The organism is Neorhizobium turbinariae, assembly GCF_023223505.1.
Taxonomy (GTDB): domain Bacteria; phylum Pseudomonadota; class Alphaproteobacteria; order Rhizobiales; family Rhizobiaceae; genus Neorhizobium; species Neorhizobium turbinariae.
In genome coordinates, this window is sequence record NZ_JALPRY010000008.1 from 238,808 (window position 1) to 259,989 (window position 21,182).

21 protein-coding genes are annotated in these 21,182 nt (G+C 60.2%); 13 read left to right on the forward strand and 8 right to left on the reverse strand.

Features of this window, described 5'->3' with window-relative positions; all coding sequences use genetic code 11:
* Positions 1 to 12: 12 nt before the first annotated feature.
* The gene (locus M0654_RS07700; protein ID WP_248682561.1) at positions 13 to 693 is read right to left on the reverse strand and encodes a sugar transferase; all 681 of its coding nucleotides are present in this window, start codon (positions 691 to 693) and stop codon (positions 13 to 15) included.
* Between the two features lie 690 nt (positions 694 to 1,383).
* Here M0654_RS07700 and M0654_RS07705 point away from each other — a divergent pair.
* Both M0654_RS07705 and M0654_RS07710 read left to right on the forward strand, forming a co-directional pair.
* Positions 1,384 to 1,653 carry an exopolysaccharide production repressor protein gene (locus M0654_RS07705; RefSeq protein ID WP_118851763.1) on the forward strand — a complete coding sequence of 90 codons (270 nt, stop codon included), beginning with the start codon at positions 1,384 to 1,386 and terminating at the stop codon, positions 1,651 to 1,653.
* A 95-nt stretch (positions 1,654 to 1,748) separates the two neighbouring features.
* Entirely contained in the window at positions 1,749 to 2,750 is a 1,002-nt protein-coding gene (locus tag M0654_RS07710) for a glycosyltransferase family 2 protein (protein WP_248682562.1), read from the forward strand.
* On the opposite strand, the gene M0654_RS07715 is transcribed toward M0654_RS07710, so the two are convergent.
* Positions 2,741 to 3,676, reverse strand: a complete 936-nt coding sequence (locus tag M0654_RS07715) for a polysaccharide pyruvyl transferase family protein (RefSeq protein ID WP_248682563.1) — start codon at positions 3,674 to 3,676, stop codon at positions 2,741 to 2,743. The two genes, M0654_RS07710 and M0654_RS07715, sit on opposite strands and share 10 nt — an antisense overlap.
* Positions 3,673 to 4,659 (reverse strand): glycosyltransferase family A protein, encoded by a 987-nt coding sequence (locus tag M0654_RS07720; protein ID WP_248682564.1) that lies wholly within the window; start codon positions 4,657 to 4,659, stop codon positions 3,673 to 3,675. Before M0654_RS07720 ends, M0654_RS07715 begins: the two co-directional genes overlap by 4 nt.
* 94 nt (positions 4,660 to 4,753) lie before the next feature.
* On the opposite strand from M0654_RS07720, the gene M0654_RS07725 reads away from it, so the two are divergent.
* The 8 genes from M0654_RS07725 (at position 4,754) to M0654_RS07760 (ending at position 15,069) form a co-directional block, all read left to right on the forward strand.
* Complete coding sequence (locus tag M0654_RS07725; RefSeq protein ID WP_248682565.1) at positions 4,754 to 6,220, forward strand: lipopolysaccharide biosynthesis protein; 1,467 nt, start codon at positions 4,754 to 4,756, stop codon at positions 6,218 to 6,220.
* Between the two features lie 303 nt (positions 6,221 to 6,523).
* The gene (locus M0654_RS07730) at positions 6,524 to 7,681 is read left to right on the forward strand and encodes an acyltransferase family protein (protein WP_248682566.1); all 1,158 of its coding nucleotides are present in this window, start codon (positions 6,524 to 6,526) and stop codon (positions 7,679 to 7,681) included.
* A gap of 3 nt (positions 7,682 to 7,684) precedes the next feature.
* On the forward strand, positions 7,685 to 8,482 hold the full coding sequence (exoK, locus tag M0654_RS07735; protein WP_248682567.1) for an endo-1,3-1,4-beta-glycanase ExoK: 798 nt from the start codon (positions 7,685 to 7,687) through the stop codon (positions 8,480 to 8,482).
* Positions 8,483 to 8,522: 40 nt separating this feature from the next.
* Positions 8,523 to 9,722: a glycosyl transferase family 1 gene (locus tag M0654_RS07740; protein WP_248682568.1), complete on the forward strand. Its 1,200-nt coding sequence runs from the start codon at positions 8,523 to 8,525 to the stop codon at positions 9,720 to 9,722.
* Complete coding sequence (locus M0654_RS07745; protein ID WP_248682665.1) at positions 9,722 to 10,720, forward strand: glycosyltransferase family 2 protein; 999 nt, start codon at positions 9,722 to 9,724, stop codon at positions 10,718 to 10,720. Before M0654_RS07740 ends, M0654_RS07745 begins: the two co-directional genes overlap by 1 nt.
* 20 nt (positions 10,721 to 10,740) lie before the next feature.
* Positions 10,741 to 11,649 (forward strand): glycosyltransferase, encoded by a 909-nt coding sequence (locus M0654_RS07750; RefSeq protein WP_248682569.1) that lies wholly within the window; start codon positions 10,741 to 10,743, stop codon positions 11,647 to 11,649.
* On the forward strand, positions 11,646 to 12,644 hold the full coding sequence (locus M0654_RS07755; protein WP_248682570.1) for a glycosyltransferase family 2 protein: 999 nt from the start codon (positions 11,646 to 11,648) through the stop codon (positions 12,642 to 12,644). Before M0654_RS07750 ends, M0654_RS07755 begins: the two co-directional genes overlap by 4 nt.
* A gap of 118 nt (positions 12,645 to 12,762) precedes the next feature.
* A complete protein-coding gene (locus M0654_RS07760) occupies positions 12,763 to 15,069 on the forward strand; it encodes a polysaccharide biosynthesis tyrosine autokinase (RefSeq protein ID WP_248682571.1) in 2,307 nt (768 codons plus the stop codon).
* Positions 15,070 to 15,122: 53 nt separating this feature from the next.
* Here M0654_RS07760 and M0654_RS07765 read toward each other — a convergent pair whose 3' ends face one another.
* Positions 15,123 to 17,072, reverse strand: a complete 1,950-nt coding sequence (locus M0654_RS07765; RefSeq protein WP_248682572.1) for a methyl-accepting chemotaxis protein — start codon at positions 17,070 to 17,072, stop codon at positions 15,123 to 15,125.
* A gap of 422 nt (positions 17,073 to 17,494) precedes the next feature.
* Between M0654_RS07765 and M0654_RS07770 the strand changes: the two genes are divergently transcribed.
* Together M0654_RS07770 and M0654_RS07775 are read left to right on the forward strand one after the other, a co-directional pair.
* Complete coding sequence (locus M0654_RS07770) at positions 17,495 to 17,932, forward strand: hypothetical protein (protein WP_248682573.1); 438 nt, start codon at positions 17,495 to 17,497, stop codon at positions 17,930 to 17,932.
* Positions 17,933 to 17,938: 6 nt separating this feature from the next.
* Positions 17,939 to 18,454: a hypothetical protein gene (locus tag M0654_RS07775; RefSeq protein WP_248682574.1), complete on the forward strand. Its 516-nt coding sequence runs from the start codon at positions 17,939 to 17,941 to the stop codon at positions 18,452 to 18,454.
* 84 nt (positions 18,455 to 18,538) lie between these two features.
* Here the strand turns inward: M0654_RS07775 and M0654_RS07780 are convergent, their stop codons facing one another.
* The 3 genes from M0654_RS07780 to M0654_RS07790 form a co-directional block, all read right to left on the reverse strand.
* Positions 18,539 to 18,937 carry a hypothetical protein gene (locus tag M0654_RS07780; RefSeq protein WP_248682575.1) on the reverse strand — a complete coding sequence of 133 codons (399 nt, stop codon included), beginning with the start codon at positions 18,935 to 18,937 and terminating at the stop codon, positions 18,539 to 18,541.
* Positions 18,938 to 18,998: 61 nt separating this feature from the next.
* On the reverse strand, positions 18,999 to 19,229 hold the full coding sequence (locus tag M0654_RS07785; protein ID WP_248682576.1) for a hypothetical protein: 231 nt from the start codon (positions 19,227 to 19,229) through the stop codon (positions 18,999 to 19,001).
* 99 nt (positions 19,230 to 19,328) lie between these two features.
* On the reverse strand, positions 19,329 to 20,141 hold the full coding sequence (locus M0654_RS07790; RefSeq protein ID WP_248682577.1) for an SDR family oxidoreductase: 813 nt from the start codon (positions 20,139 to 20,141) through the stop codon (positions 19,329 to 19,331).
* Between the two features lie 156 nt (positions 20,142 to 20,297).
* On the opposite strand from M0654_RS07790, the gene M0654_RS07795 reads away from it, so the two are divergent.
* Positions 20,298 to 20,741, forward strand: a complete 444-nt coding sequence (locus M0654_RS07795; RefSeq protein ID WP_248682578.1) for a MarR family winged helix-turn-helix transcriptional regulator — start codon at positions 20,298 to 20,300, stop codon at positions 20,739 to 20,741.
* Here the strand turns inward: M0654_RS07795 and M0654_RS07800 are convergent.
* Complete coding sequence (locus M0654_RS07800) at positions 20,738 to 21,160, reverse strand: ester cyclase (RefSeq protein WP_248682579.1); 423 nt, start codon at positions 21,158 to 21,160, stop codon at positions 20,738 to 20,740. The two genes, M0654_RS07795 and M0654_RS07800, sit on opposite strands and share 4 nt — an antisense overlap.
* Positions 21,161 to 21,182: the final 22 nt, after the last annotated feature.

The window sequence follows — 21,182 nt, forward strand, 5'->3', positions numbered from 1 at the left end:
CGTCTTACTGCCTCAGTAGCTTCCGCGTGACAGGCACACGGCGGGGATAGTCTTGGCGATGATCAGGAGGTCCTGAACAAGCGACCAGTTTTGTACGTACTGCGTGTCGAACGCGATGCGGCTCTCGTAGGAGACATCGTTGCGCCCACTGATCTGCCAAAGCCCGGTCAAACCAGGACGGGTGCTGAGATAGTAGATTGCGTCTGCGTCGTAGATGTTGAGCTCGTCATCCACCACGGGACGCGGCCCAACGACGCTCATGTCGCCACGCAGGATGTTGATGAGCTGTGGTAGTTCATCCAGGCTCAGCTTGCGCAACACAGCACCAACCGCGGTCACCCGCGGATCATCCCGCAGTTTGCGGGTCTTCCGCCACTCCTCGGCGGCCGATGGATTGGCCTTGAGGTAAGCGCGCAGCACTTCGTCGCCGTTCATCACCATGGTGCGGAACTTGAGGCAATGGAAGTACCGGCCGTTGTGGCCCACCCTTCGGTGCCCATAGAAAATCGAACCTCCGTCCGAAAACTTCACGAGCGCCATGATCAGAAGAAAGATCGGGCTGAATATGATCAACGCTGCCAGCGCAGCGGTGATGTCAAAGCTGCGTTTCGCAACTCCTCCGGTGGCAAGGCTTAAAGAAGCCTCCCCGGCGTCCATGAACGGCAATCCGGCCGAACGTGTCGCTAACTTCATAGAATGACTCCATGCTACGGGTGCGATTGTGTCGGTTGCCTTGCGGCGGTTCGTTCGTGTCAGAGGGAATGATAAGTCTGTGGTCGCAATTTGGTAGGACTGTGAATTTTTCGAAACAGCGCCAGCGTCGCGAATTTCGCGGCATGAGAGCGTGGCCGCGATAGCAGTTGCAAGTGCAGCACCCGTGGCCGTCGCGTAGGAACCAAGTCAGGCGTCAGGACAGTTCACTTGAGCTCGTATGAATTGATGCTCGTCTTTCCTCGCAATACGGTGGGAGACTTACGCTCCCTCTCATGTCTAGAGCTGTTTCGTCTTCGGGCGCTCATGCGAAAAGCAGGCTTTACAAGCCGCTGCCTGATCTTTGTGCAGTGCAATACATTGCTGCGCCGCGATAGTTGCGGCTACACCCGCTACACCTTCGAAACAAAAGTTGATCAGCACGTTCCGGATTGGGTCAATCCGGGTCCGCTTCAGCTGCCGGATTGGGCGGAATTGTGGCGCAGATGGGGCATAGCATGCGCTCACAGGCTGTTCACGGGGGCCCCGGATAACGTGAAACTTACCAAAGTTTCATCAGTTGGAGGCATAATCGGCTGCTGAACCTGTGTACCTATTGAGCTCCATATGTTTCAATAAGTGGAGAGGAGCCAACAGACGGTCCAAGATCTGCGTCTCCGGGAGGACGAATTTATGTATGCGCCGCGCGTTTTTCTTAGCATGATCTGTGTCTTGCTGGTGTTCGCCGTGGCAGCTTACTGGCAGAGCGGCTCCCTCTCGGCCACGTTGCTTGGAACAATTGTCTGCGCAATCCTGCTCCAGGTGGGATACTTTATCGGGATCGTCTATCTCGTTCGCCAGGAGAAGCGGCAACGCCATCACACGGCTGATTCGCCTCTCGCCCAGCGGACGGGAGATGCGCCGGCTGCCGATGACCTCCCGGCCGACATCGCGCGCCATTAAACGGCAAAGATCGCGCTCAAAATAGCCTCCTTCCACATCGAGGTCATGTTCCTAGCTTCTAGTGATGTCGCAAGACATCCTGAGAGAGGGCATAAATGGCCGAACATGATCCCAATGCAATCTGCGTCATCATCGCTGCGAAGAACGCCGCGTCCACGATAACGACAGCGATCCGTTCTGCGCTTGCCCAGCCTGGCGTAGCGGAGGTGGTTGTGGTGGATGATGCTTCAACGGATGAAACGGCCACCGTCGCGGAAGCAGCCAACGATGACCAGAACCGCGTCCGGGTGATCTCGTTGCCAATCAACCGCGGGCCAGCCGCGGCCCGCAACATCGCGATTGCAAACTCGAGCGCGCCGTTGATTGCGATTCTGGATGCCGACGATTTCTTCTTTCCCGGCCGCTTTGAGGCCATGCTGCAACACCGGGACTGGGATCTGATCGCTGATAATATCGCCTTCACCAGAAACGCACATCCGCCGCGCAGCCCGCAGGCCTTCCAGCCGCGGGCGCGTTCCCTCTCTACCCTTGAATTCATCGAAGGAAATATCGGCCAGCCAGGCGTGCGCCGCGGCGAGATAGGGTTCCTGAAGCCGGTCATGCGCCGAAGCTTCCTGGAAAAACATCAGCTCGGCTACAACGAGAACCTTCGGCTTGGCGAAGATTACGACCTTTATCTACGCGCGCTGATGAAGGGGGCGCGCTACACGGTGATCGAGCACGTTGGATATGGCGCGGTCGTGCGGGCAGATTCGTTAAGCGGCCAGCACAGGACGGAAGACCTGCAGCGTCTCTATCAGGTTGATGCCGACGTGCGTGCGACACCCGGACTGCCGTCCGACGTTGTCTCCGCGCTTAAGCGCCATGAGCAACACATTCGCGAGCGCTACAATCTGCGCGCTTTCCTCGACAGCAAGAAACGGGGCGGCATGACGGAGGCGCTGTCGTTTGCTCTCAAGTACCCGGTTGCCATGCCTTCCGTTGCGGCAGGGATCTTGCGCGACAAGACGCAGCGCTACCGCCCGAAGCCGCCAGATGCGGCTCCGGAAACCGGCTTCAGATACTTGATGAACGGCGTTGCCGCGGTTCAGAAATAGTCCCTGCGCACACCATCCAGAACGTCGCGGAAACGCACTTTAAGGGACGCGAGGACATCGTCCCTGCTCAACTGAGGTTCCTGCCGGCTTGCCTGCCACAGCGATAGTATCGAGGGGGCAGCGAGCATCTGCTTGGCCGCTCCACGCAAACCACCTTGCGACGGTCTCGGGCGTGCAAGAACATCCGAATGGGACGCGTCGCTTGAGGCCATCTGCTCGCGTTCAAAGTTGATGCCCCAGAAGCGTGTCTTCTTCGCAACCGCTTCGGCGCGAGTCGACACGGGCACGAAGCGCGGGCGGTACTGGACGCCGACACTGCTGGCCCAGTCGTTCCACTTGAAGTCGTTGATCGATGGCGACGTGGTGACGGCAACCCATGGCACTCGGAACGCATCCGCAAGAATGGCGCCGTGCATGGATTCCGCGACGATCATCTCAGACTGGGCGATGTGGCGGATCACCGCCTTTGCTTCACCGCGCGGATCGAGGTAGGTGAGGCCTGCGGGCTCGCACACGGATTTCCAGATGCCGAACTCTGCCGACTCCCAGTGCGGCACGAAGGTCTTCTTGTGCACCTTCGGAAGGTTCCGAAACTCTTTCATGTCGCTGATCATCACAGCGGGGTCGACGATCCCCATCTCAGGTGGAAGACCAAGCCGTTCCGCTGTTTTTGGACCGCGGACGCAGCGCACATCCCATTCCCTCCGGTCACTGATGTCGGGCGGGCTGCCGTAGCCATATCCGCTGCCAATGACGAGCTTGTGGATGCCGCTCGACAGAAGCGTGGGGTTCAGCACGGTGCCGACGCCGACCAGCAGCGTCTCCTCCCGCACCTCCCGCAGTCCCGGCAGCAGAGCGTCCCACAGCCAGAGGTTCAGGTCATCGCCGAAATTGCCGTGGTGTGAGGGCCAGTGATACGGCTTCATTGCTGTTCTCCCTGTGATTGGCGGCCACGGGTGAGCTTCCCGGTCCCTAATTCGACGAGCGTGCGCAGGATTGCCGGGTCGCGCCACGCCCAGCGGGCAAGCAGGCGAACATCTGGCGCGCTGCGCCGACGCACTCTGCCCGCCTGGCTCCACAGTGCCTGCTGGCGCGCCGTGTTCTTGTAGCTGGTGATGGAGGCAACATCCTTCGGTCGGCGCGCGAAACGCTTCTGCAGCCTGTCCAGCGCTTCCCATGTATTGAACTGCTGCTGCAGGAACTGCGGCGACTGGTTGTCGATGCTGTGGAAGATATTGAGCCCCATTCCCCTCGCCGCGCCTGCCTCGTCGCACAAAAGGTTGCGGCGCGAGGCGAGGATGCTGTCGCAGAAGAACAGGACGTCTTCGGCGGCCAACCGCAGCGCGGCATCAAACCGAATGGTCTCGAAGAGGTTCCTCCCCAGCACCATGCAGGACAGGTGCAGGAAGCTCCAATTCTTCAACATGACGCTGGCGAGATCGGGCACCTCGATAACCAGCGGGTCGTCGGACAGGCGCTGGCCGCCCTCACGCGCTTCCAGCTCAGCCATCCCGAAATGGTAGTAAAATTCATCACTCGCCTGCATGGAGGCCCAGTAGCAATCGCCGTCGAAGCGCGTCATGCAGCCATGGGCGTTCTTCAGGTGGTCCGGCAGCCAGACGTCGTCTGAATCGAGGAAGGCAACGAAGCGCGTGGATGCCGGCACATTGTCGAGCCCGGTGTTGCGTGCGCCGCCGGGCCCTGCATTAGCCTGGCGGATGACAGTGATCCGCTTTCGGGCCTCCGGGTCCATTTCCTGCAACTCGGTCTCGGCCGGCAAGGGTGATTCATCATCGACAACCAGAACATCGAAATCCTGGAAGCTTTGGCCAAATACCGACGCCAAGGCGCGGCTCAGAATCCCGGTCTCGCGTTGATAGAACGGAATCACTACTGTGAATGTCGCCATCTTTTCGCCCCTGCTGTCCCTGATGGAATGAAAGTTCGCTGGTGAGAGGCCGTTCCAGGCTCGCGCCGAACAACCCAGCTACAGGATCTGATTTATGGCTCCAGTTCATGGCGTGAAGACGATCACCACAAATGTCGGATGGAGCGTCCTTTCAAAGACAGCCACATTCGGGCTGAAGTTTGTCACGGTGCCTATCCTCGCCCGGTTGCTGTCTCCTGACGAATTCGGCGTGGTGGCTGTTGCACTGACAGTGGTGCAGTTTCTGGCCATGATCGGCGGCGCCGGACTGACGGCCGCTCTCGTTATGCAACAGGATGCCGACGAGGAGACGGTCCACAGCGTTTTCTGGGCCAATCTGGCCATGGCCGTGCTGATGTCGCTCTGCCTTTACGTCTGGGCTGCACCGCTTGGAAGCTTGATGGGTGCGGTGGAAAGCGCTTCGCTGCTGCAGGTCATGGCCTTGCTGATTCCGATCCAGCTTGCAGGAGATGTCGCCTACACGCTTCTCGCCAAGCGAATGAACTTCAGCAAGGACGCGATGTGGAGCACGATTTCAGAATCGGCCGCCGCGATCATTGCCGTGGGCATGGCCTATCTCGGCTTCGGTGTCTGGGCTCTCGTGACCCAGCTGTTTTCGTCGGCGTTGATACGGCTGGTCGGGCTTTATTCCGCGGCAGGTTATTTTCCCAGGCTCGTGATGCGGCCCCGCAAGCTGAAGCCATTGCTCGCCTTCAGCTCCGGCGTCATGGGGTCGGAGATCGCCAACTTCGCGACATTCCAGTCGCCGATGATCATCATTGCCCGCATGCTCGGCCTGGCAGACGCGGGCGCATATTCTGTCGCAAACCGGTTCGCCAGCATTCCCAATCAGGTGGTGCTGACAGCCGTCATGGGGGTGTTGTTTCCGGCGTTCAGCCTGATGGGAAATGACCGCAAACGCCGTTCGGACGCCTTGATGCTCAGCACCCAGGTGACAACAGTGGTGCTGGCGCCCGCCATGTTCGGTCTTTGGGCCGTCGCCGAGCCCGCGATGGCGGTAATCTTCGGACCAGGTTGGGCGCACGCGTGGCCGGTGCTCGGGCTGCTTGCCTTGTCGAAGGGCATCATCACCCCGTGCAGCACCTTCATCCCCTACCTGAAGGGGACGGGTCACGGCCGGGCGCTCTTCTGGTCAGCGGTCATCCGAGCCGTCGTGACCACCGCTGCGGTCGCTCTCGCCGCGCACTTTGGCAACTTGGTCGATGCCATGATCGCGCTATGCATCGTCAACGCCACCACGCTGCTCGGTTATTCCTGGGCCGTCTTCCGCGTTGACAACATTCCGTTCGGCAGCGGTCTGCTCACCAGCAGCCGCTCGATGATCAACGCGATGATCATGGCCGTGTGCGTGCGCGTCGCTCTGCCGCCTCTGCACGCCCGGCTCGACAGCGACTATCTGGAATTGGCTGCCGGTGCGGCAATCGGCGCACTCATCTATGGCGCGCTCCTTCTCGTCACTGAACGGGTCCTGCTGCGCAAGCTGCTTCAACTGGTGCGCACGCGAAGCACTGTTGCCGTTTAGCTGCCCGATTGCGGCCACATTGCAGCTTATTGGTGCGTGATATTCAAGCATTACTCGCTTACATTGCCGCTCATCACCGTAAATGTCGTACCGGTAACGTTTTTGAGAGGAGGCTAACATGCCTTGTGTGACCGGCGGTTGGCGCCGCGTCTCCGGTCCCCTCAGTGGTCCCTCAACCTGACTGACCTTCCGATTTTGCTGCAGTGCCACATTTTTCTCTCATCCGGAGCCGATGGTTTCGGAACGCGGGCGCCAGTCTGCTTTGACTGAACCGGTGGCGAGGGAGGCGCTGCCCAAATAGAGGTGACTCTTTTGGCGGTCGATCAGATCCTTTCTTCCCGCATCAACCTGATGCGCATCCTTCTGATCTGCGGCATCGTGTTTGTGCACGTGCCTTTTGATCCTCAGACGAGCCCGTTCCTCGGCCGGTTCGGGCTGTTCGATTGGCTCAGGGTGTTCCTTGGGGACAGTCTGTTCCGGATCGGCGTTCCCTGCTTGAGCGCCATCTCTGGCTATCTGCTGTTCCGGCGGGGGCTGGCGAACTTCAAGTTCGCGCCCGTTGTGCGGTCCAAGCTCAAGACGGTCCTCTTGCCGTTCCTGCTGTGGAACCTCGGGCTGCTGATGGCCATCCTCCTGATCCAGAAAGTGGGTGTCGGCATCGGTTACTTCCCGGACCTCTGGAACAGCAACGCTGTTGAGATGGCCAACTACTCGGTTGCCCTTCTCGGGTTTCCGATCAACCTGCCGCTCTACTTCCTGCGGGACCTGCTGGTATGCATCCTGCTGTCGCCGGTTCTGGCCGCTCTTGTCGCGCGGGCGCCGTGGGTGACGTGCTGCGGCCTTTTTTTCCTGGCGATCCTGCCTGATGTGACCATCGGTGTGGTGCTCAAGAAGTCGATCCTGTTCAGCTTCACTTTCGGGATTGCGCTGGCAGTCCACGGGATCAACACCAAGGCACTTGATCGTTACGCGCCACTCGGCGTCATTGCGACCTTGCTCGCCGCGGTCGTGCTCGCGTCAACCCTTTACGCAACCGGTCCTGACTTTCCTTTCTGGCTGGAACTCGCGCGCAACACGCTGTCGATCGTCGGAGCGCTGGGCTTCTGGCTGCTGTCAGCTCTGCTCATCCGGACGACGATCGGACAGAAACTGGCAGGAACGGGAAGCCTGAGCTTCTGGGTCTTCTGTGGCCACTACCCGTTACTCGTCGTCGCGTGGATGGTGTGGAATCGAGCCGCGGGAGATGCCGCGTATCCATTCTTCTACGTGCTGGCGATCCTGGTCACCTTCACAATCCTGATAGCATCGAATGCCATCATCGGCCGATCGCTGCCGACCGCCTACCAGATCCTGACCGGAAGCCGAGGCCGCAGCCAACGCGTTGTCGCCGCTTCCCGTCCTGTTGATGACGCTGACGCCACCGCCCTTGGCGGCGCCGCGTTCAGCCAAGATCGGAGATAAAATATGTCGAACAACTCCTTTGCCAGGAGCGGCTCAGTGCTGCTCGCCGCCATTGCGCTTGCAGCAAGCGTCTCCGGTTCTCAAGCCGTTGCTCAGGACAAACCTTCCGAAGCCTCTTTTGTAGAGGAATTCGACAGGCTGGACACGTCCCGCTGGTATGTTTCCGACGGCTGGAGCAACGGTGCTCACCAGAACTGCGCATGGTCAAAGAAACAGGTACGCGTGGACGACAGCAAGCTTCAGCTCGGGTTCGAGGCTGCCGAGGTCGCTGACAGGAAGTTCGCCTGTGGCGAGATCCAGACGCGCGCCCGATTCGGCCATGGCACCTATGAGGTGCGGATGAAGGCCGCCGAGGGCTCCGGTTTCAACTCAGCCTTCTTCACCTATATCGGTCCGACCGACAAGAAGCCGCACGACGAGATCGACTTTGAGGTACTGGGCAAGAACCCCCGCCAGGTGCAGGTGAACCAGTATGTTGGGGCCAAGGGCGGTAACGAGAAGCTGGTCGACCTCGACAAGAAGGCCGATGCGGCCTTCAACGACTTTGCCTTCATCTGGGAAGAAGGCCGGTTGCGCTACTTCGTGAATGGCAAGCTCGTCCATGAAGTAAGGGACACCAGGAAAATCCCGTCCAACCCGCAGAAGATTTTCCTGAGCTTCTGGGGCTCCGACACGCTCAAGAACTGGATGGGCGCGTTCTCCTATCAGGGGCCACGCACGATGGAAGTCGAACGCGTTGCCTTCACTGCCCAAGGCGACGACTGCCAGTTCCCGGAATCGGTTGCTTGTAAGCTTGACTGAGCAGTTCGCAGACACAAAGCAGCAAGGGAAGCAGGCATCAATGACAGAGGTTCTGTATCTCGCGCATGACCTGAGCGACGCGGCGGTACGCCGACGGGTGCTGATGCTGAAGACCGGCGGCGCCCGCGTCACCGTCGCCGGCTTCCAGCGCGCGGGCAATGTTCTTGCCGATGACCCGGATGTGCCGATCGTGGTTCTCGGACGGACGGCTGATGCCAAGATGGGCCAGCGGGTGGCCGCCGTGCTGAAAGCCTCGCTTGCGCTCAAGCAGAAGCTCGCTCATGTGCGCAAGCCCGACGTCATCATCGCGCGTAATCTTGAGATGCTGGCCCTTGCAGGACGTGCCTCGCGCTTGTTCGGTGGCGAGATTCCGGTTGCCTATGAGTGTCTCGACATCCACCGGCTGCTTCTTGACGAGGGTGCCAAGGGATACATGCTGCGACTGGCCGAAGGACATTTTGGCCGCAACGCCAGCCTTCTTTTGACAAGCTCTCCGGCATTCATCGAGAATTATTTCAAGCAGCGTTCGCGGTTGGATCTTCCGACGCTGCTTGTTGAGAACAAGGTACTGGACATCAAGGGTGACCTCGCGACGGCATGGCGTCGACCGCCGGCTCCGGCTGTTGGCCAGCCGTGGCGGATTGGTTGGTTCGGAGCGCTTCGTTGCCGTAAATCCCTGCAGATCTTGACGGACCTCGCGGCGCGGCTGGAAGGGCGCGTCGAAATCGTGTTGCGAGGCCGGCCCGCCTATAGCGAATTTGATGACTTCGACGAACAGGTCAGGCAGGCGCCGCAGGTCGAGTTCCATGGGCCTTACCGCAATCCGGAGGATCTCGGCGGCATCTACGGGGACATCCACTTTGCCTGGGCGATCGACTTTTTCGAAGAGGGCCTGAACTCGCAATGGCTGCTCCCGAACCGGCTCTATGAAAGCTCGCTCTACGGGGCGGTGCCGATCGCTTTGGCTTCCACCGAAACGGGCCGTTTTCTCCAGCGTAGATCGGTCGGCCTGACACTTGAAGCTGCGACATCCGACCAATTGGTCAACCTGTTCAACGGGATGGATCGCGAGCGCTACAACGATCTCGTCGGCACCATCGCGGCTAGCGACAGGAAATCCTGGATCACCGGGCCAGAGGAATGTCGTGCACTGGTGCGGCACCTGGCAGATCTTCCGCGTCACGCTGACACGAAAGTCCTCTCCCTCTCATCCCCCCTGCACTCCGGAGGCACGTCATGATGACGGATACGAACACCAGTCAGGCGGCAGCGCTGATCGTAATTCCCTGCCTCAACGAGGAGGCAAACATCGAGCGGCTGTTACGCCAACTCGTCCAGGAACGCGGTGATCAGAGCATGCCGATCGTTGTGGTCGATGGAGGCAGCACCGACAGCACCCGCGGCATCGTTCAGGCGCTGAGGGCGGAGGTTCCCGCGCTCTACCTCCTCGACAATCCGAAGCGGCTGCAGGCGCCAGGAATCAATCTTGCGGTCGAACGGTTCGGTGACGATTGTGAATTTCTCATCCGGATCGATGCCCACGGCGACTATCCGTCAGACTATTGCCAGGTTCTGTTGCGAGAAGCAGTCGATCGACAGGCCGACTCCGTTGTCGTCGGGATGAAGACCGTCGGGTTCGGCTTTTTCCAAAAGGCAACCGCGGTTGCCCAGAACTCAAAACTCGGAAACGGCGGGTCGAAACATCGCGACGGCGGCGGCGGCCAATGGGTCGATCATGGCCACCATGCATTGATGCGGATCGCCGCCTTCCGCGCCGTCGGTGGTTATGACGAGAGCTTCAGCCACAACGAAGATGCTGAACTCGATCACCGCCTGCGTACTTCGGGCTTCCGCATCTGGATGACCAGCGAGACATTCATGACTTACTATCCACGTTCCTCCGCGTGGTCCCTTTATCGCCAATATTTCGGTTACGGCCGGGGACGCGCGCGGAACATGATGAAGCACCGGATGCTGCCCAAGCTCCGTCAGGCGCTTCCCTTAGCTGTAGTTCCGGTCTTTGCCGGGGCGCTTCTCGCGTTCCTGTACTGGATTGTCGCGGTTCCCTTTATCCTTTGGGCCGGCCTCTGCGTTGCCTATGGTTTCTGGATCGCCGTTTCGCAGAAGAACCCCTACGGGCCGGCCGCGGCCGTATCGGCGATGATCATGCACTTTGCCTGGTCGGCCGGGTTCTGGGCGGAACTGCTGACACCTCGAAAACGGAGGGCCTTGCAGTGACCCATTCGCCACAAACTCGGATGTCCATCGACATCGCCGTGTGCACCTACCGCCGCCCGGCGCTGCGCAAGACGCTGTCATCGCTTTTCGCGCTGCAGGTTCCGGAGGGGCTCGAGGTGCGGATCATCGTGGCAGACAATGATGCAGAGCCAAGCGCACAGGCGCTGGTCCACGAGATGCGGGCGACCTCGCCGGGTGAGATCGAGTATGTGCATTGCCCGAAATCGAACATCTCGATCGCGCGCAACGCTTGCCTCGACGCCTGCAAGGGCGATTACCTCGCTTTCATCGATGACGACGAAGTGGCGTCCCCGGAATGGCTGCAGGAACTGGTCGAAACGATACGCACAACCGGCTCCGACGCCGTCCTTGGACCGGTCCGTGCAATCTATGACGATGACGCGCCGGGATGGATGCGACGCGGCGACGTGCATTCCACGTTGCCCGTCTGGGTCTCCGGCGCGATCAGGACCGGATATACCTGCAACGTGATCCTCGACATGCGCTCACTTCACGTCGCAGGCCGGCGCTTCGATCCGGGTCTCGGGCAGAGCGGGGGCGAGGATACACAGTTCTTCTCGGCGATGACCGAGAACGGCGGGCGGATCGAGTTCGCCCCTGCGGCCCTCGTCACGGAACCGGTCCCTGACGGCCGCGCCAGCCTTTCCTGGCTCTGCAAGCGTCGCTTCCGGTCCGGACAGACCCATGGACGGATCCTGGCAAGCAAATACGCGAGCAACAGTCGGCTCCTGCAGGTCGGCCTCGCTGCGGCAAAGGCCAGCTACTGCATGCTGGCCGCACTACTGACTGCCGCGGCCCCGGTTCGCCGCAACCAATTCATCCTGCGCGGCGTGCTCCATGCCGGTGTCGTTTCGGGCCTCGTCGGAATGCAGGAAATTCGTCAATACGGATTGGTGAAAATATCATGAGTGAGCCGTCACAACAGCCGGACGTCAGCTTCGTCATCGCTGCCTACAATGCAGAGGATACCCTCGCTCCCGCGATACAGAGCGCGCTGGAGCAGGTGTCGGTTTCCGTGGAAGTCGTTGTGGTCGACGACTGCTCCACGGATAGCACCTTAGAGATTGTCCGTTCATTCGATGATCCACGGATCACGGTTATCCGCCAACCGGAGAATGGCGGGCCGGGCAAGGCGCGCAACACGGGAATTGCCTCGGCAACTGGTCGCTGGATCGCGGTTCTGGATTCAGACGACACGGTTCTCCCGGAGCGGACCGCGGCAATGATTGCACGTGCCGAGGACATGGGTGCCGAAGTGGTCGTCGACAACCTCGAGATCGTACCCATGGAGGGCTCGCCGACCTACCGGATGTTCGACGCTGGCGAACTGGCGAAGCGGAAGACCATTTCGCTTGCGGACTACATCGGCTCGAACGTGATCTTCAGCGAGACCTTCAACTTCGGCTACATGAAGCCGATGTTTTCGCGCGCGTTCCTTATCGAGCACGGCCTCCGCTACGGCGAAGACCTGCGCATCGGTGAGGACTACATCATGATGGCATCGGCTCTGGCGAGCGGTGCTTTGTGCGCCATCGAACCGTCCGCCGGTTATGTCTACCATTTGCGGCAGGACTCCATCTCGCGAGTCCTCACCCTCGGCCATGTCGATGACATGCTGAGGGCCGACCAGGCCTTCAACACGCGTTTCCCGCTGACGGGCAGCGCGCTTGCGGCACAACTGCGCCGCAAGCGCAGTCTCCTCGATGCCAAGGCCTTCCTGACGCTTGTTGATGCGATCAAGACACGCTCACCCGGCGCGGCAATCGGAACGGCAATCGCAAATCCTTCGGCGTTACGTCACCTGCGCATGCCGATCACCAAGCGGGTTCAACGCGTTTTTGCGCGCTGGTCGGTCAATCGCAACAAGCCGAAGCCCCCAAAGCGCATGCAGGAAGCGGGTTGATCCCGCCGCGGCGCCCGTTGTCGTGGCCGCCGCCCACAAGTTCATGGCGATCCGGCTGCAGAACTGCGCCGGGCCGCAGAAGCAAATGGCGTACCAGCGCCGAACCTGAGGTAGCCGCATGGATCAGATGAACTTTCGATCGCGGTCGATGTTTCGAAACAGCGAGCCGAACAGCGACGGCTTCATTGACCTAGACAAACTCTGGTCTGCCGTCGTGCGTCGGCTGGGCATCATTATCGCCTGCGTGCTTGTCTCGATGGTGCTGGCGGCGATCTACCTGTTTGCGGCAACGCCGACCTACACGGCCGCGACGCAGATACTCATCGACGACAACCTCTCGCGCTACGCGGAGGAGCAGGAAGAGATCAAGAGTGCGCAGCAGATCGACAACCGCATGTCGAGCGCGGTTGAAATCCTGAAGTCGAAGGCGCTCGCCCTGCGCGTGGTGGATGAGGCGCAACTGGCGGACAATCCGCTGGTCACGGATCCCCCGCGGTCGCCGATCGATTTTCTCAAGAGCACCGTCAAGAGCGTTGTTTTCGCTCTGACGCCCGCATCGACGCCGGCATCAGAAGACGCTGTCCGAAATGGCCGACGAGAGAAGGCTGCGGCGGTGCTTCAGCAGTCGCTGACCGTCAACAGGATCGGCCGCAGCTCGGTCATCGCGCTTGCCGTCGGCTCCCCGGATCCGGTCCTCTCCACCAAGATCGCCAAGACCTATGCCGATGCCTATATCGAGGAGCAGCTGAACGCCAACTTCGACGCGAGCGAGAAAGCATCTGTCTGGCTGCAAGAGCGGCTCAACGATCTTAACAAGCGCTCACAGGAGGCCTCACTTGCCGTCGAAAAATACAAGCGCGAGCATGGCCTCGTTTCTCCACGCGGCGAATTGCTTTCGTCCCAGCAACTGTCGGATCTCAACAGCCAGCTGATTGTGGCGCAGGCCGATGCCGCGACCGCCTCCGCACGCTACCAACAATACAAGGCGATCATCGACAAGGGCCCCGAAGCGGCGGTGAACAACGCCGTCGTGTCCACTCGCGAAACCGATAATTCCATCCTCCAGGACCTGAGGAAGCGCTACCTCACCGCCAACGAGCGCGAGCAGGCGATCGTCCAGCAGTTCGGCGCGGATCACCCGCAGGCCGTCGCGCTTGCCTCCGAAAAGGGGGAGCTGTCACAGCAGATCTATCGAGAGCTGGAGCAACTAACCAGCAGCTTCCGAAACGAGTTCGAGGTGGCGAGCTCGCGCGAGAAGTCGCTGCGGGAGAGTATCGAAAAGGTTGCCGGCACGAACTCCGAAGCCAATGTTTCGCTGGTGCAACTGGCCGAACTTGAACAGAAGGCCGCAGCGCTGAAGACACTCTACCAGTCTTATCTCACCCGGTTCGAACAGGCATCGCAGCAGCAGTCCTTCCCGATCGCCAAAGCGCGGGTGATCTCCGAAGCAGGCGTTCCCACCGCTCCGTCCAGCCCCAGAAAAACCCTGACCATGGCCCTATCCGTCGTGCTGGGGCTGATGGCGGGCGGCGTCTTCGCTGGCTTCCTGGAGATGCGTGAACGCTTCTTCCGCACCGGTGACGAGATCCAGGACAAGCTGGGCCTGCGGTTCCTTGGCTACCTTCCGCATATCACCGGCAAGAAGCTCGGCGCAGAACCGCCTGCCGCCGAGGAGCCAAAGCCACCATTGGATGGCGCACCGGTCGATTTCCGGCAAATGATGCGCTACGCCGTCGATGCCCCACGCTCGAGCTTCGCCGAGACGCTGCGCAATGCGCGCCTCGCCTGTGATGTGCTGCTGCAAGGCAAGAGCCCACGGGTGATCGGTGTTGTCTCCTGCCTGCCGGGCGAAGGCAAATCGACTGTTGCGGCGAATTTCGCCGGCATCCTTTCGGCGGCCGGTGTGCGCACCCTGGTGGTCGATGCAGACCTTCGCAATCCAGGCCTGACCAAGATGCTTTCAGCCGAGCCGCAGACGGGGCTGGTTGAAGTCGTTCTCGGCGAAGTCGACTGGATGCATGCTGTTCGCGTAGACCGACGTTCAAAGCTCGCCATCATGCCGATCGCCGGTTATGCGCGGAAGCTCGCCCATACCAGCGAACTGCTTTCATCGCCGGGAATGTCGCGGTTCCTGGACAGCGCACGGGAAAAGTTCGACGTCATCGTTGTTGACCTCGCACCGCTGGTGCCAGTGATCGATGCCAAGGCGCTGGAGTCGCAAATCGATGGCTTCATCTTCGTCACCCAGTGGGGTGTGACGCCGAAGAAGACGGTCCAGAACGTTCTGTCGGCCGAACCGCAGATCGCCTCAAAGCTGATCGGCGCGATCCTCAACAACACCGACATGTCCCAAATGTCGCGTTATGCGGACCCGGGAACACCAGAGCGGTTCCGCGATCGGTACATGTCGTATTACGAAGCCTGAAAAAGAGAAGGCGGGACCATGCCCGCCTACTCAAGCTTACCCGAGGTTTAGTCTCAGAACTCTTCCCAGCTCTCGTTGCTAACCGCGACTGCAGCATTGCCTTTGCTGGTAAAGGCGCGAGCGATCTTGTTGACCATGCCACGTGCCGGCGAAGAGACCGGGGCGGCGGCGGGGCTGGCAACGGCCGGAGCGGCACGTCGAACCGGGTTGGCGGCTGAAACTGCGCCCACCTGGAACTGCGAGACGATTTCGCGCAGGCGGCTTGCTTCGTTGGCGAGCGTTGCACCGGCGGCATTGGCTTCCTCCACCATGGCGGCGTTCTGCTGCGTCACCTGGTCCATCTGGTTGACGGCGGTGTTGACTTCCGACAGGCCGACCGACTGTTCGCGTGCCGAGGTGGCGATCGCATCCATGTGCTGGTTGATGGTGACGATGTAGCCCTCGATGGTCTTCAGTGCTTCACCCGTTTCGCTGACCAGCTTGACGCCGGTGGCGACTTCGCCAGACGAGTTGCGGATCAGATCCTTGATCTCCTTGGCGGCCGTGGCGGAACGCTGTGCAAGTTCGCGTACTTCCTGGGCGACGACTGCAAAGCCCTTGCCGGCGTCGCCGGCGCGTGCCGCTTCCACACCGGCGTTCAACGCCAGCAGGTTGGTCTGGAAAGCGATGTCATCGATAACGCCGATGATGTTGGAGATCTGGTTTGACGACTGTTCGATGCGCCCCATGGCGTCAACGGCGTTGGCAACCACCGAGCCGGAATGGTTGGCGCTTTCGTTGGCCTGGATTGCCACTGCGCGGGCCTCTTCGGCACGCTTGGAGGAATTCGCAACATTGGTGGTGATCTGGTCGAGTGCTGCGGCGGTCTCTTCGAGCGAGGCAGCCTGCTGCTCGGTGCGCTTCGACAGATCCTCGGCGCTCTGACTGATTTCGCGCGAGCCGCTGTCGATCGAGCCGGTCGATTCGGCAACCGAGGCAATCGTCTGGCGAAGCTGAGCCACGGCCTGGTTGAAGTCGGTCCTGAGCGTCTCGAATTCCTGGGCGAAGGACTGCGACAGCTGGAAGGTCAGGTTCCCGGCGGCCAGTTGCTTGAGACCATCGGCAAGACCGGACGTCGCCTGTGCCATGGCTTCGGCACGAATGCGCTCCTGTTCGGCGGCGCGGCGACGCTGTTCTTCCGACTGCGAGCGCTGCGCATTGGCTTCCTGCTCCAGCCGGCGGTTTTCTAGGGCGTTGCTACGGAACACCTCTACGGCTGCAGCCATCTCGCCGAGTTCATCCGTGCGATCGGCGAAGGGAATCGGCGTTTCCGCGTCACCCTTGGCAAGGTTGTTCATCGAATGGGTGATGGTGGCGATCGGGCGAGCTATATTGGTGATTGCAAACCAGATGGCAGCCGCCACGATTGCGGCAAGCACCGCGAGGGCCACGAACGTTACGGTCAGTGCAGAGGCATAAGCCTGTTCCGCCCTTGCTTCGGATCCGACTGCATCCGCGACACTCATCTTGGTGAGCTCTTCGAGGCTCGCGGCTGCTGCTTCAGCCGGCTTCACCATCTGACTCGTGAGAATCCTGTTTGCACCCTGCACGTCCCCGAGCTTCGAGAGCTCAAGCACACGCGCACCGGTTGCGACGTAGCTCTCGACCGCAGCTTCAACTTCAGCAAGCATCTGCTTTTCGCGTTCACTCGGGTTGAGCAGCTTGAACTTCCGCGAACGTTCCGCAAGCGCCTTGCGCGCCTTGTCGATGGACCGTTCGGCCGCGGCCTTGCCCTCGGCATCCGACCAAAGCAGATGGCTCCGATAGCCGTTGCGGATGGTCATCACCTGGATCTCGACATCCTTGACCGACGCGATCTTCGGCATCGTCGTCTCGATAACCTCGATAAACTGGTTATTGAGCATTCCCATGCGGTTGATCGCGAAGGTCGCAAACACAGCGAATGCCACGCCTAACAGGACCAGGATCCCGGCGAGTGCGGTTTTAACTTTGGGTCGTGACATTGGGCTCATCCATCCAGCGTACGAGAAACGAAGCAGAGCATTTTGGTATTGCTGCTGGCGCGACCCTAAGTTTTCGAATTTACTAAAATCCGAACTAGAAAACCCTATAGTTGCATGGCGAAAATTAGTAGCTTGCGGTTCGGGGCCAAATCGCTCTCTGCGAGAGTCACTGGTCAGTTCGTTACGGGCGTCACCGACGACTCCAATGAAACGAATGCCTTAGCCAAACCGGGGCAGCCAGAACCGCGCAGATCCGAAGGAGCTGCCGACGCCGCCCGGCGCGAGCCCCCCCGATTTTTCATGGGTGCAATGACGAATATGAGCGTTGTCTGTTTCAGGCAAGGCGCGTAAGCGACCCGCGTCACACATATCATTAAATAGCCACAATTGGTGTGGCGCGGAAACAAATCAAGGAGTAGGACTTGTCTGGGTCCCAACGTATATCGGAGCGGACGCTGTACATAGCGTCGCTCGTCATCGCCGCCCTCTTCCTCGTAAACATCTATTACCAGCTTCACGTCGCTCCCGGCTGGCAGTGGGGCCCGGCCCTGGACAAGATGCCAAAGACCATGCTCACGGACTTCCGTGACGAGGTCTATGCCAACGCCAAGGGCGGATGGGCTGCCGGCGAATACATCGCCTCGGACGCGAAATTCGACAAGGCGCTCTTCCCGGAATTCGTTGATGGCGCCCAGGTGAAGTCGGAACTGCTCCAGCCGCTCGTTGGCGACGGCCGTACCGTCGTCGCGATCCACAAACTGACGGATGCAGGCATCGAGAAGACGGTTGTCGACGTCTATCGCATTGGCCCGCGCGGCGGCCGCATCGACAGCATTCAGCGTTACGTTTCGCAGGAGTAATCAGACATGTCGAAGGAAATCACCTACTCCTGGAACCTCGCAACGATCGTGAAGATCCTGCTGACGCTCGGACGCCTTTACCTTGGTGGCTGGATGCTTACCTCGGGCACGTCCTACTGGCTGACGCAGGCTGGCCTGCCGACGATCTTTCCGCAGCCGGTCGGCAACACGCCGCTGTCCTCGCAGATGCTCGTCACCATGATCGAAGTCGGCCTGTTCGACATCGTCAAGACTCTGGAAATCGTTTGCGGCCTGATGCTGATCTTCAACCGCTTCGTGCCGCTCGGGCTGGTTATCGCCATGCCGATCTCGGCTGTCGTTTGGTATAACGCCATCGTCCTGAACGGCCGTTACGACCGCCTGTTCAGCCCGACCTACATGGGCGTGATGTGCTTCTACCTGTCGATCGTGCTGATGCTCGCTTACCTGCGCTTCTACGCACCACTGCTGACCTGGAAGGCCAAGATGGGCGGCCTCGGCGACGTCAAGGAACTGATCAAGGCTGCCAAGACCGAGGCCTGATCAGCCCTCATTCCTCTTCGGATATCTCGACCTTGGGCATCGACCGATGCCCAAGGTTCTAATGCCGTGAAGGTGGCCCCGTCCTCAGACTAGCGCGTCGAACGCGTCTGCCTCACTCTGGGTGAGAAAATTGAAGGTGATCACCTCGCTGTCGTCGTCCTGACGAAGGCCGATCGCCGTGACGATCAACCGAGCGACCTCATCCTGCGCTTCCGTTCCCGAGCGCGCCGACCGCACCGCCTTTTCGATCGCGGGTGCAAAGACTTCGCTGATCAGGCCAAGGCGCATGTTGTGCTTCATGATGATATCCCGGTCCTCGATGATCGCGGCCTGTTCAGCCTTCGGGATCTCGGCGTTGTCCATCGCCGTCAGCGTGGCGTTGGTGGCGAGCTTGATCGGGCCTTCCTGCAGCCAGCGATCCACCATCTCGTTGAACTGGCGCATGCGCGCCGCGGGAATGGTTTTCTGTACAGTGATCGACATCTGTATTCCTTCGTCGGCACCCTGCCGACCGCTTTCTTATGTTGCCGCGGAGCCTCGGAGTCTACGACTCGAACTTGACGGTCACGCCGCGCTGGCGAAAGTAGGCCTGCATCAGCTTCCTGCCCTGCCGGTTGTTCTGCACCAGCTTGGCCGGGTCGAAGACCGCTTCCTTCAGACCCTCGCGTGCCAAGGCAGCCTTCAGGACTGCAATGTGCTGGTCAAGATCGGCATTATCGGCCTGAAGCGATGCGTAGATCCGATCTATCGCCTCTGCTACCGTCGTTTCGCTCATGTGGTAAAACTCCTGTCGCTGTTTCGTTGGCCCTCCCTACAATATCCTGCCGCTCCTGCTTAGAGAAAATGCACCTCGATCAAGCGAAAGATGACTCGATCAGCCATTGTCGCGAAATTCCGGGTAGAGCGACATCCCGCCATCAACGAACAGCGTCGTACCGGTGACGTAGTCGGCTTCGTCCGACGCCAGCCACACCGCAGCCCGCGCAACATCTTGAGGCTCGCCGATGCGGCCGTAGGGGATCAGCTTTAGCAGCGCCTCCAGCGCGTCCTCTGTCTCCCAGGCCTCCTTGTTGATCGGGGTCTTGATGGCACCCGGCGCGATCGCATTCACCCGAATGCCTTCCGCCGCGACTTCCTGGGCGAGAGACTGCACGAACATGCGAACGCCGCCCTTGGACGATGCATAGTTGATGTGCCCCGCCCAGGGGATCAACTCGTGGACCGAACTCATGGCAATGATGGTACCCTTGCTTCGTGCCGGTGCGCCTTCCCTCCCCTGCGCTCGAAAGCGGCGAACAGCCTCCCGCGCACATAGAAACTGCCCGGTCAGGTTGACGCCGATGACAGTGTTCCAGTCCTGGAGGGTCATCTCGGCAATTGCGGCATCCTTCTGGATCCCGGCATTCGACACGACGACATCGACGCGGCCAAAGGCGGCGATGGTTTCGTCAAAGAGACGGATGACGTCTTCTTCCTCGGAAACGTCCGCTTTCACGGCCACAGATCGCCCGCCATTGCCTTTGATCCGCTCGACCAACGCGTTGGCAGCCTGCTCGTCCGAACGGTAGTTGACGACGACGCTTGCACCTTCGCCAGCCATCGCTTCAGCAATGGCCAAACCGATACCCGAGCTTGAGCCGGTGACGAGGGCAACGTGATTTTCAAGACGGTTGGCATATGCTGGCATTCAGATCTCCTGCGGCAGTTCGATTTCAAAGTTCCGGGGATGTAACTGACCGTTTCGGTCTTCGTTGCAGACCGGCCTTGAAACTGTGGCTCTTTCTCTTCTCACGCCTCTCGGTCTATGGAAGTCAAAGATAGTCGCTCGAGGGTGCAGAAGGTCATGGCAGGCAAGGACGCTCGTTCCGCAAAGCACGCAGACGCCTTGGCGCTTGCGGAAAACCTTCGCGTGGTCGTGGGGCGGTTTGTTCGACGTATCAAGGCGGAAGCCAAGACGCCAACAACGGCGCAATCAGAAACACTGTCGCTTCTCGATCGTGAGGGGCCACTTAGTGTCGCTGAACTGGCCGACCGCCGCGGCGTCCGACATCAGAGCATGCGGCTCGTCGCCGGCCAACTGGAAGCTGACGGGCTGATCAGAAAGACGCCCAACCCGGCGGATGGACGCAGTCAGCTTCTTGCCATTACCGATGGCGGGCGGGTCGAGCTATTCCGCGCCCGGCAGGCCCGCGCATCACAGATCGCCCGCCTGATCGAGGAGCGTCTGTCAGACGAGGAGAAGCGCACGCTCGAAGCCGCGGTTCGTTTGATCGAGCGGCTGTGCTAACGCACAGGTTCAAGATTCGAGAGCGAAGAGAGCACGTTTGACAGTGTGTTCAAGCCCCAGTGCTCTGCATATCTGCCGTGTTCGACGCGGACGATATCGATCACGCTGATCGCGACCTCTCGCCCTGTCGCAGGAACGCCCAGCAGTGTACCGGTATGGACGCCACTGATCGTCTTGCGGGTCGTCACCTTGTCGCCTTCGGCGATCTGGTCGTGGATCGTGACGGTGAGGTTCGACAGCGCGGGACGAAGAACCTTTTCGAACGTGCTCCACATGCTGTCCGGCCCGTTCGGCATTCCTTGCGGCGCGGCGTGGTTGATGAAATCGGGTGCCATCAAGGCTTCGAACGTGCTTCGGTCGCCATTTTGGATCACCTCGATGTTGAAGCGACGAACTACTTCCTTGTTCTCTGCAGACATGACCAATCCTATTTTGGCGATT

What these genes read in the sequence shown, in the direction of transcription:
- M0654_RS07765 (WP_248682572.1), bottom strand. Translation starts at nt 17,072, where the DNA reads ATGTCACGACCCAAAGTTAAAACCGCACTCGCCGGGATCCTGGTCCTG.
- M0654_RS07720 (WP_248682564.1), bottom strand. Translation starts at nt 4,659, where the DNA reads ATGGCGACATTCACAGTAGTGATTCCGTTCTATCAACGCGAGACCGGG.
- M0654_RS07740 (WP_248682568.1), top strand. Translation starts at nt 8,523, where the DNA reads ATGACAGAGGTTCTGTATCTCGCGCATGACCTGAGCGACGCGGCGGTA.
- M0654_RS07700 (WP_248682561.1), bottom strand. Translation starts at nt 693, where the DNA reads ATGAAGTTAGCGACACGTTCGGCCGGATTGCCGTTCATGGACGCCGGG.
- M0654_RS07755 (WP_248682570.1), top strand. Translation starts at nt 11,646, where the DNA reads ATGAGTGAGCCGTCACAACAGCCGGACGTCAGCTTCGTCATCGCTGCC.
- M0654_RS07790 (WP_248682577.1), bottom strand. Translation starts at nt 20,141, where the DNA reads ATGCCAGCATATGCCAACCGTCTTGAAAATCACGTTGCCCTCGTCACC.
- M0654_RS07705 (WP_118851763.1), top strand. Translation starts at nt 1,384, where the DNA reads ATGTATGCGCCGCGCGTTTTTCTTAGCATGATCTGTGTCTTGCTGGTG.
- M0654_RS07750 (WP_248682569.1), top strand. Translation starts at nt 10,741, where the DNA reads ATGTCCATCGACATCGCCGTGTGCACCTACCGCCGCCCGGCGCTGCGC.
- M0654_RS07760 (WP_248682571.1), top strand. Translation starts at nt 12,763, where the DNA reads ATGGATCAGATGAACTTTCGATCGCGGTCGATGTTTCGAAACAGCGAG.
- M0654_RS07715 (WP_248682563.1), bottom strand. Translation starts at nt 3,676, where the DNA reads ATGAAGCCGTATCACTGGCCCTCACACCACGGCAATTTCGGCGATGAC.
- M0654_RS07800 (WP_248682579.1), bottom strand. Translation starts at nt 21,160, where the DNA reads ATGTCTGCAGAGAACAAGGAAGTAGTTCGTCGCTTCAACATCGAGGTG.
- M0654_RS07710 (WP_248682562.1), top strand. Translation starts at nt 1,749, where the DNA reads ATGGCCGAACATGATCCCAATGCAATCTGCGTCATCATCGCTGCGAAG.
- M0654_RS07785 (WP_248682576.1), bottom strand. Translation starts at nt 19,229, where the DNA reads ATGAGCGAAACGACGGTAGCAGAGGCGATAGATCGGATCTACGCATCG.
- M0654_RS07775 (WP_248682574.1), top strand. Translation starts at nt 17,939, where the DNA reads ATGTCGAAGGAAATCACCTACTCCTGGAACCTCGCAACGATCGTGAAG.
- M0654_RS07745 (WP_248682665.1), top strand. Translation starts at nt 9,722, where the DNA reads ATGACGGATACGAACACCAGTCAGGCGGCAGCGCTGATCGTAATTCCC.
- M0654_RS07795 (WP_248682578.1), top strand. Translation starts at nt 20,298, where the DNA reads ATGGCAGGCAAGGACGCTCGTTCCGCAAAGCACGCAGACGCCTTGGCG.
- M0654_RS07780 (WP_248682575.1), bottom strand. Translation starts at nt 18,937, where the DNA reads ATGTCGATCACTGTACAGAAAACCATTCCCGCGGCGCGCATGCGCCAG.
- exoK (WP_248682567.1), top strand. Translation starts at nt 7,685, where the DNA reads ATGTCGAACAACTCCTTTGCCAGGAGCGGCTCAGTGCTGCTCGCCGCC.
- M0654_RS07725 (WP_248682565.1), top strand. Translation starts at nt 4,754, where the DNA reads ATGGCTCCAGTTCATGGCGTGAAGACGATCACCACAAATGTCGGATGG.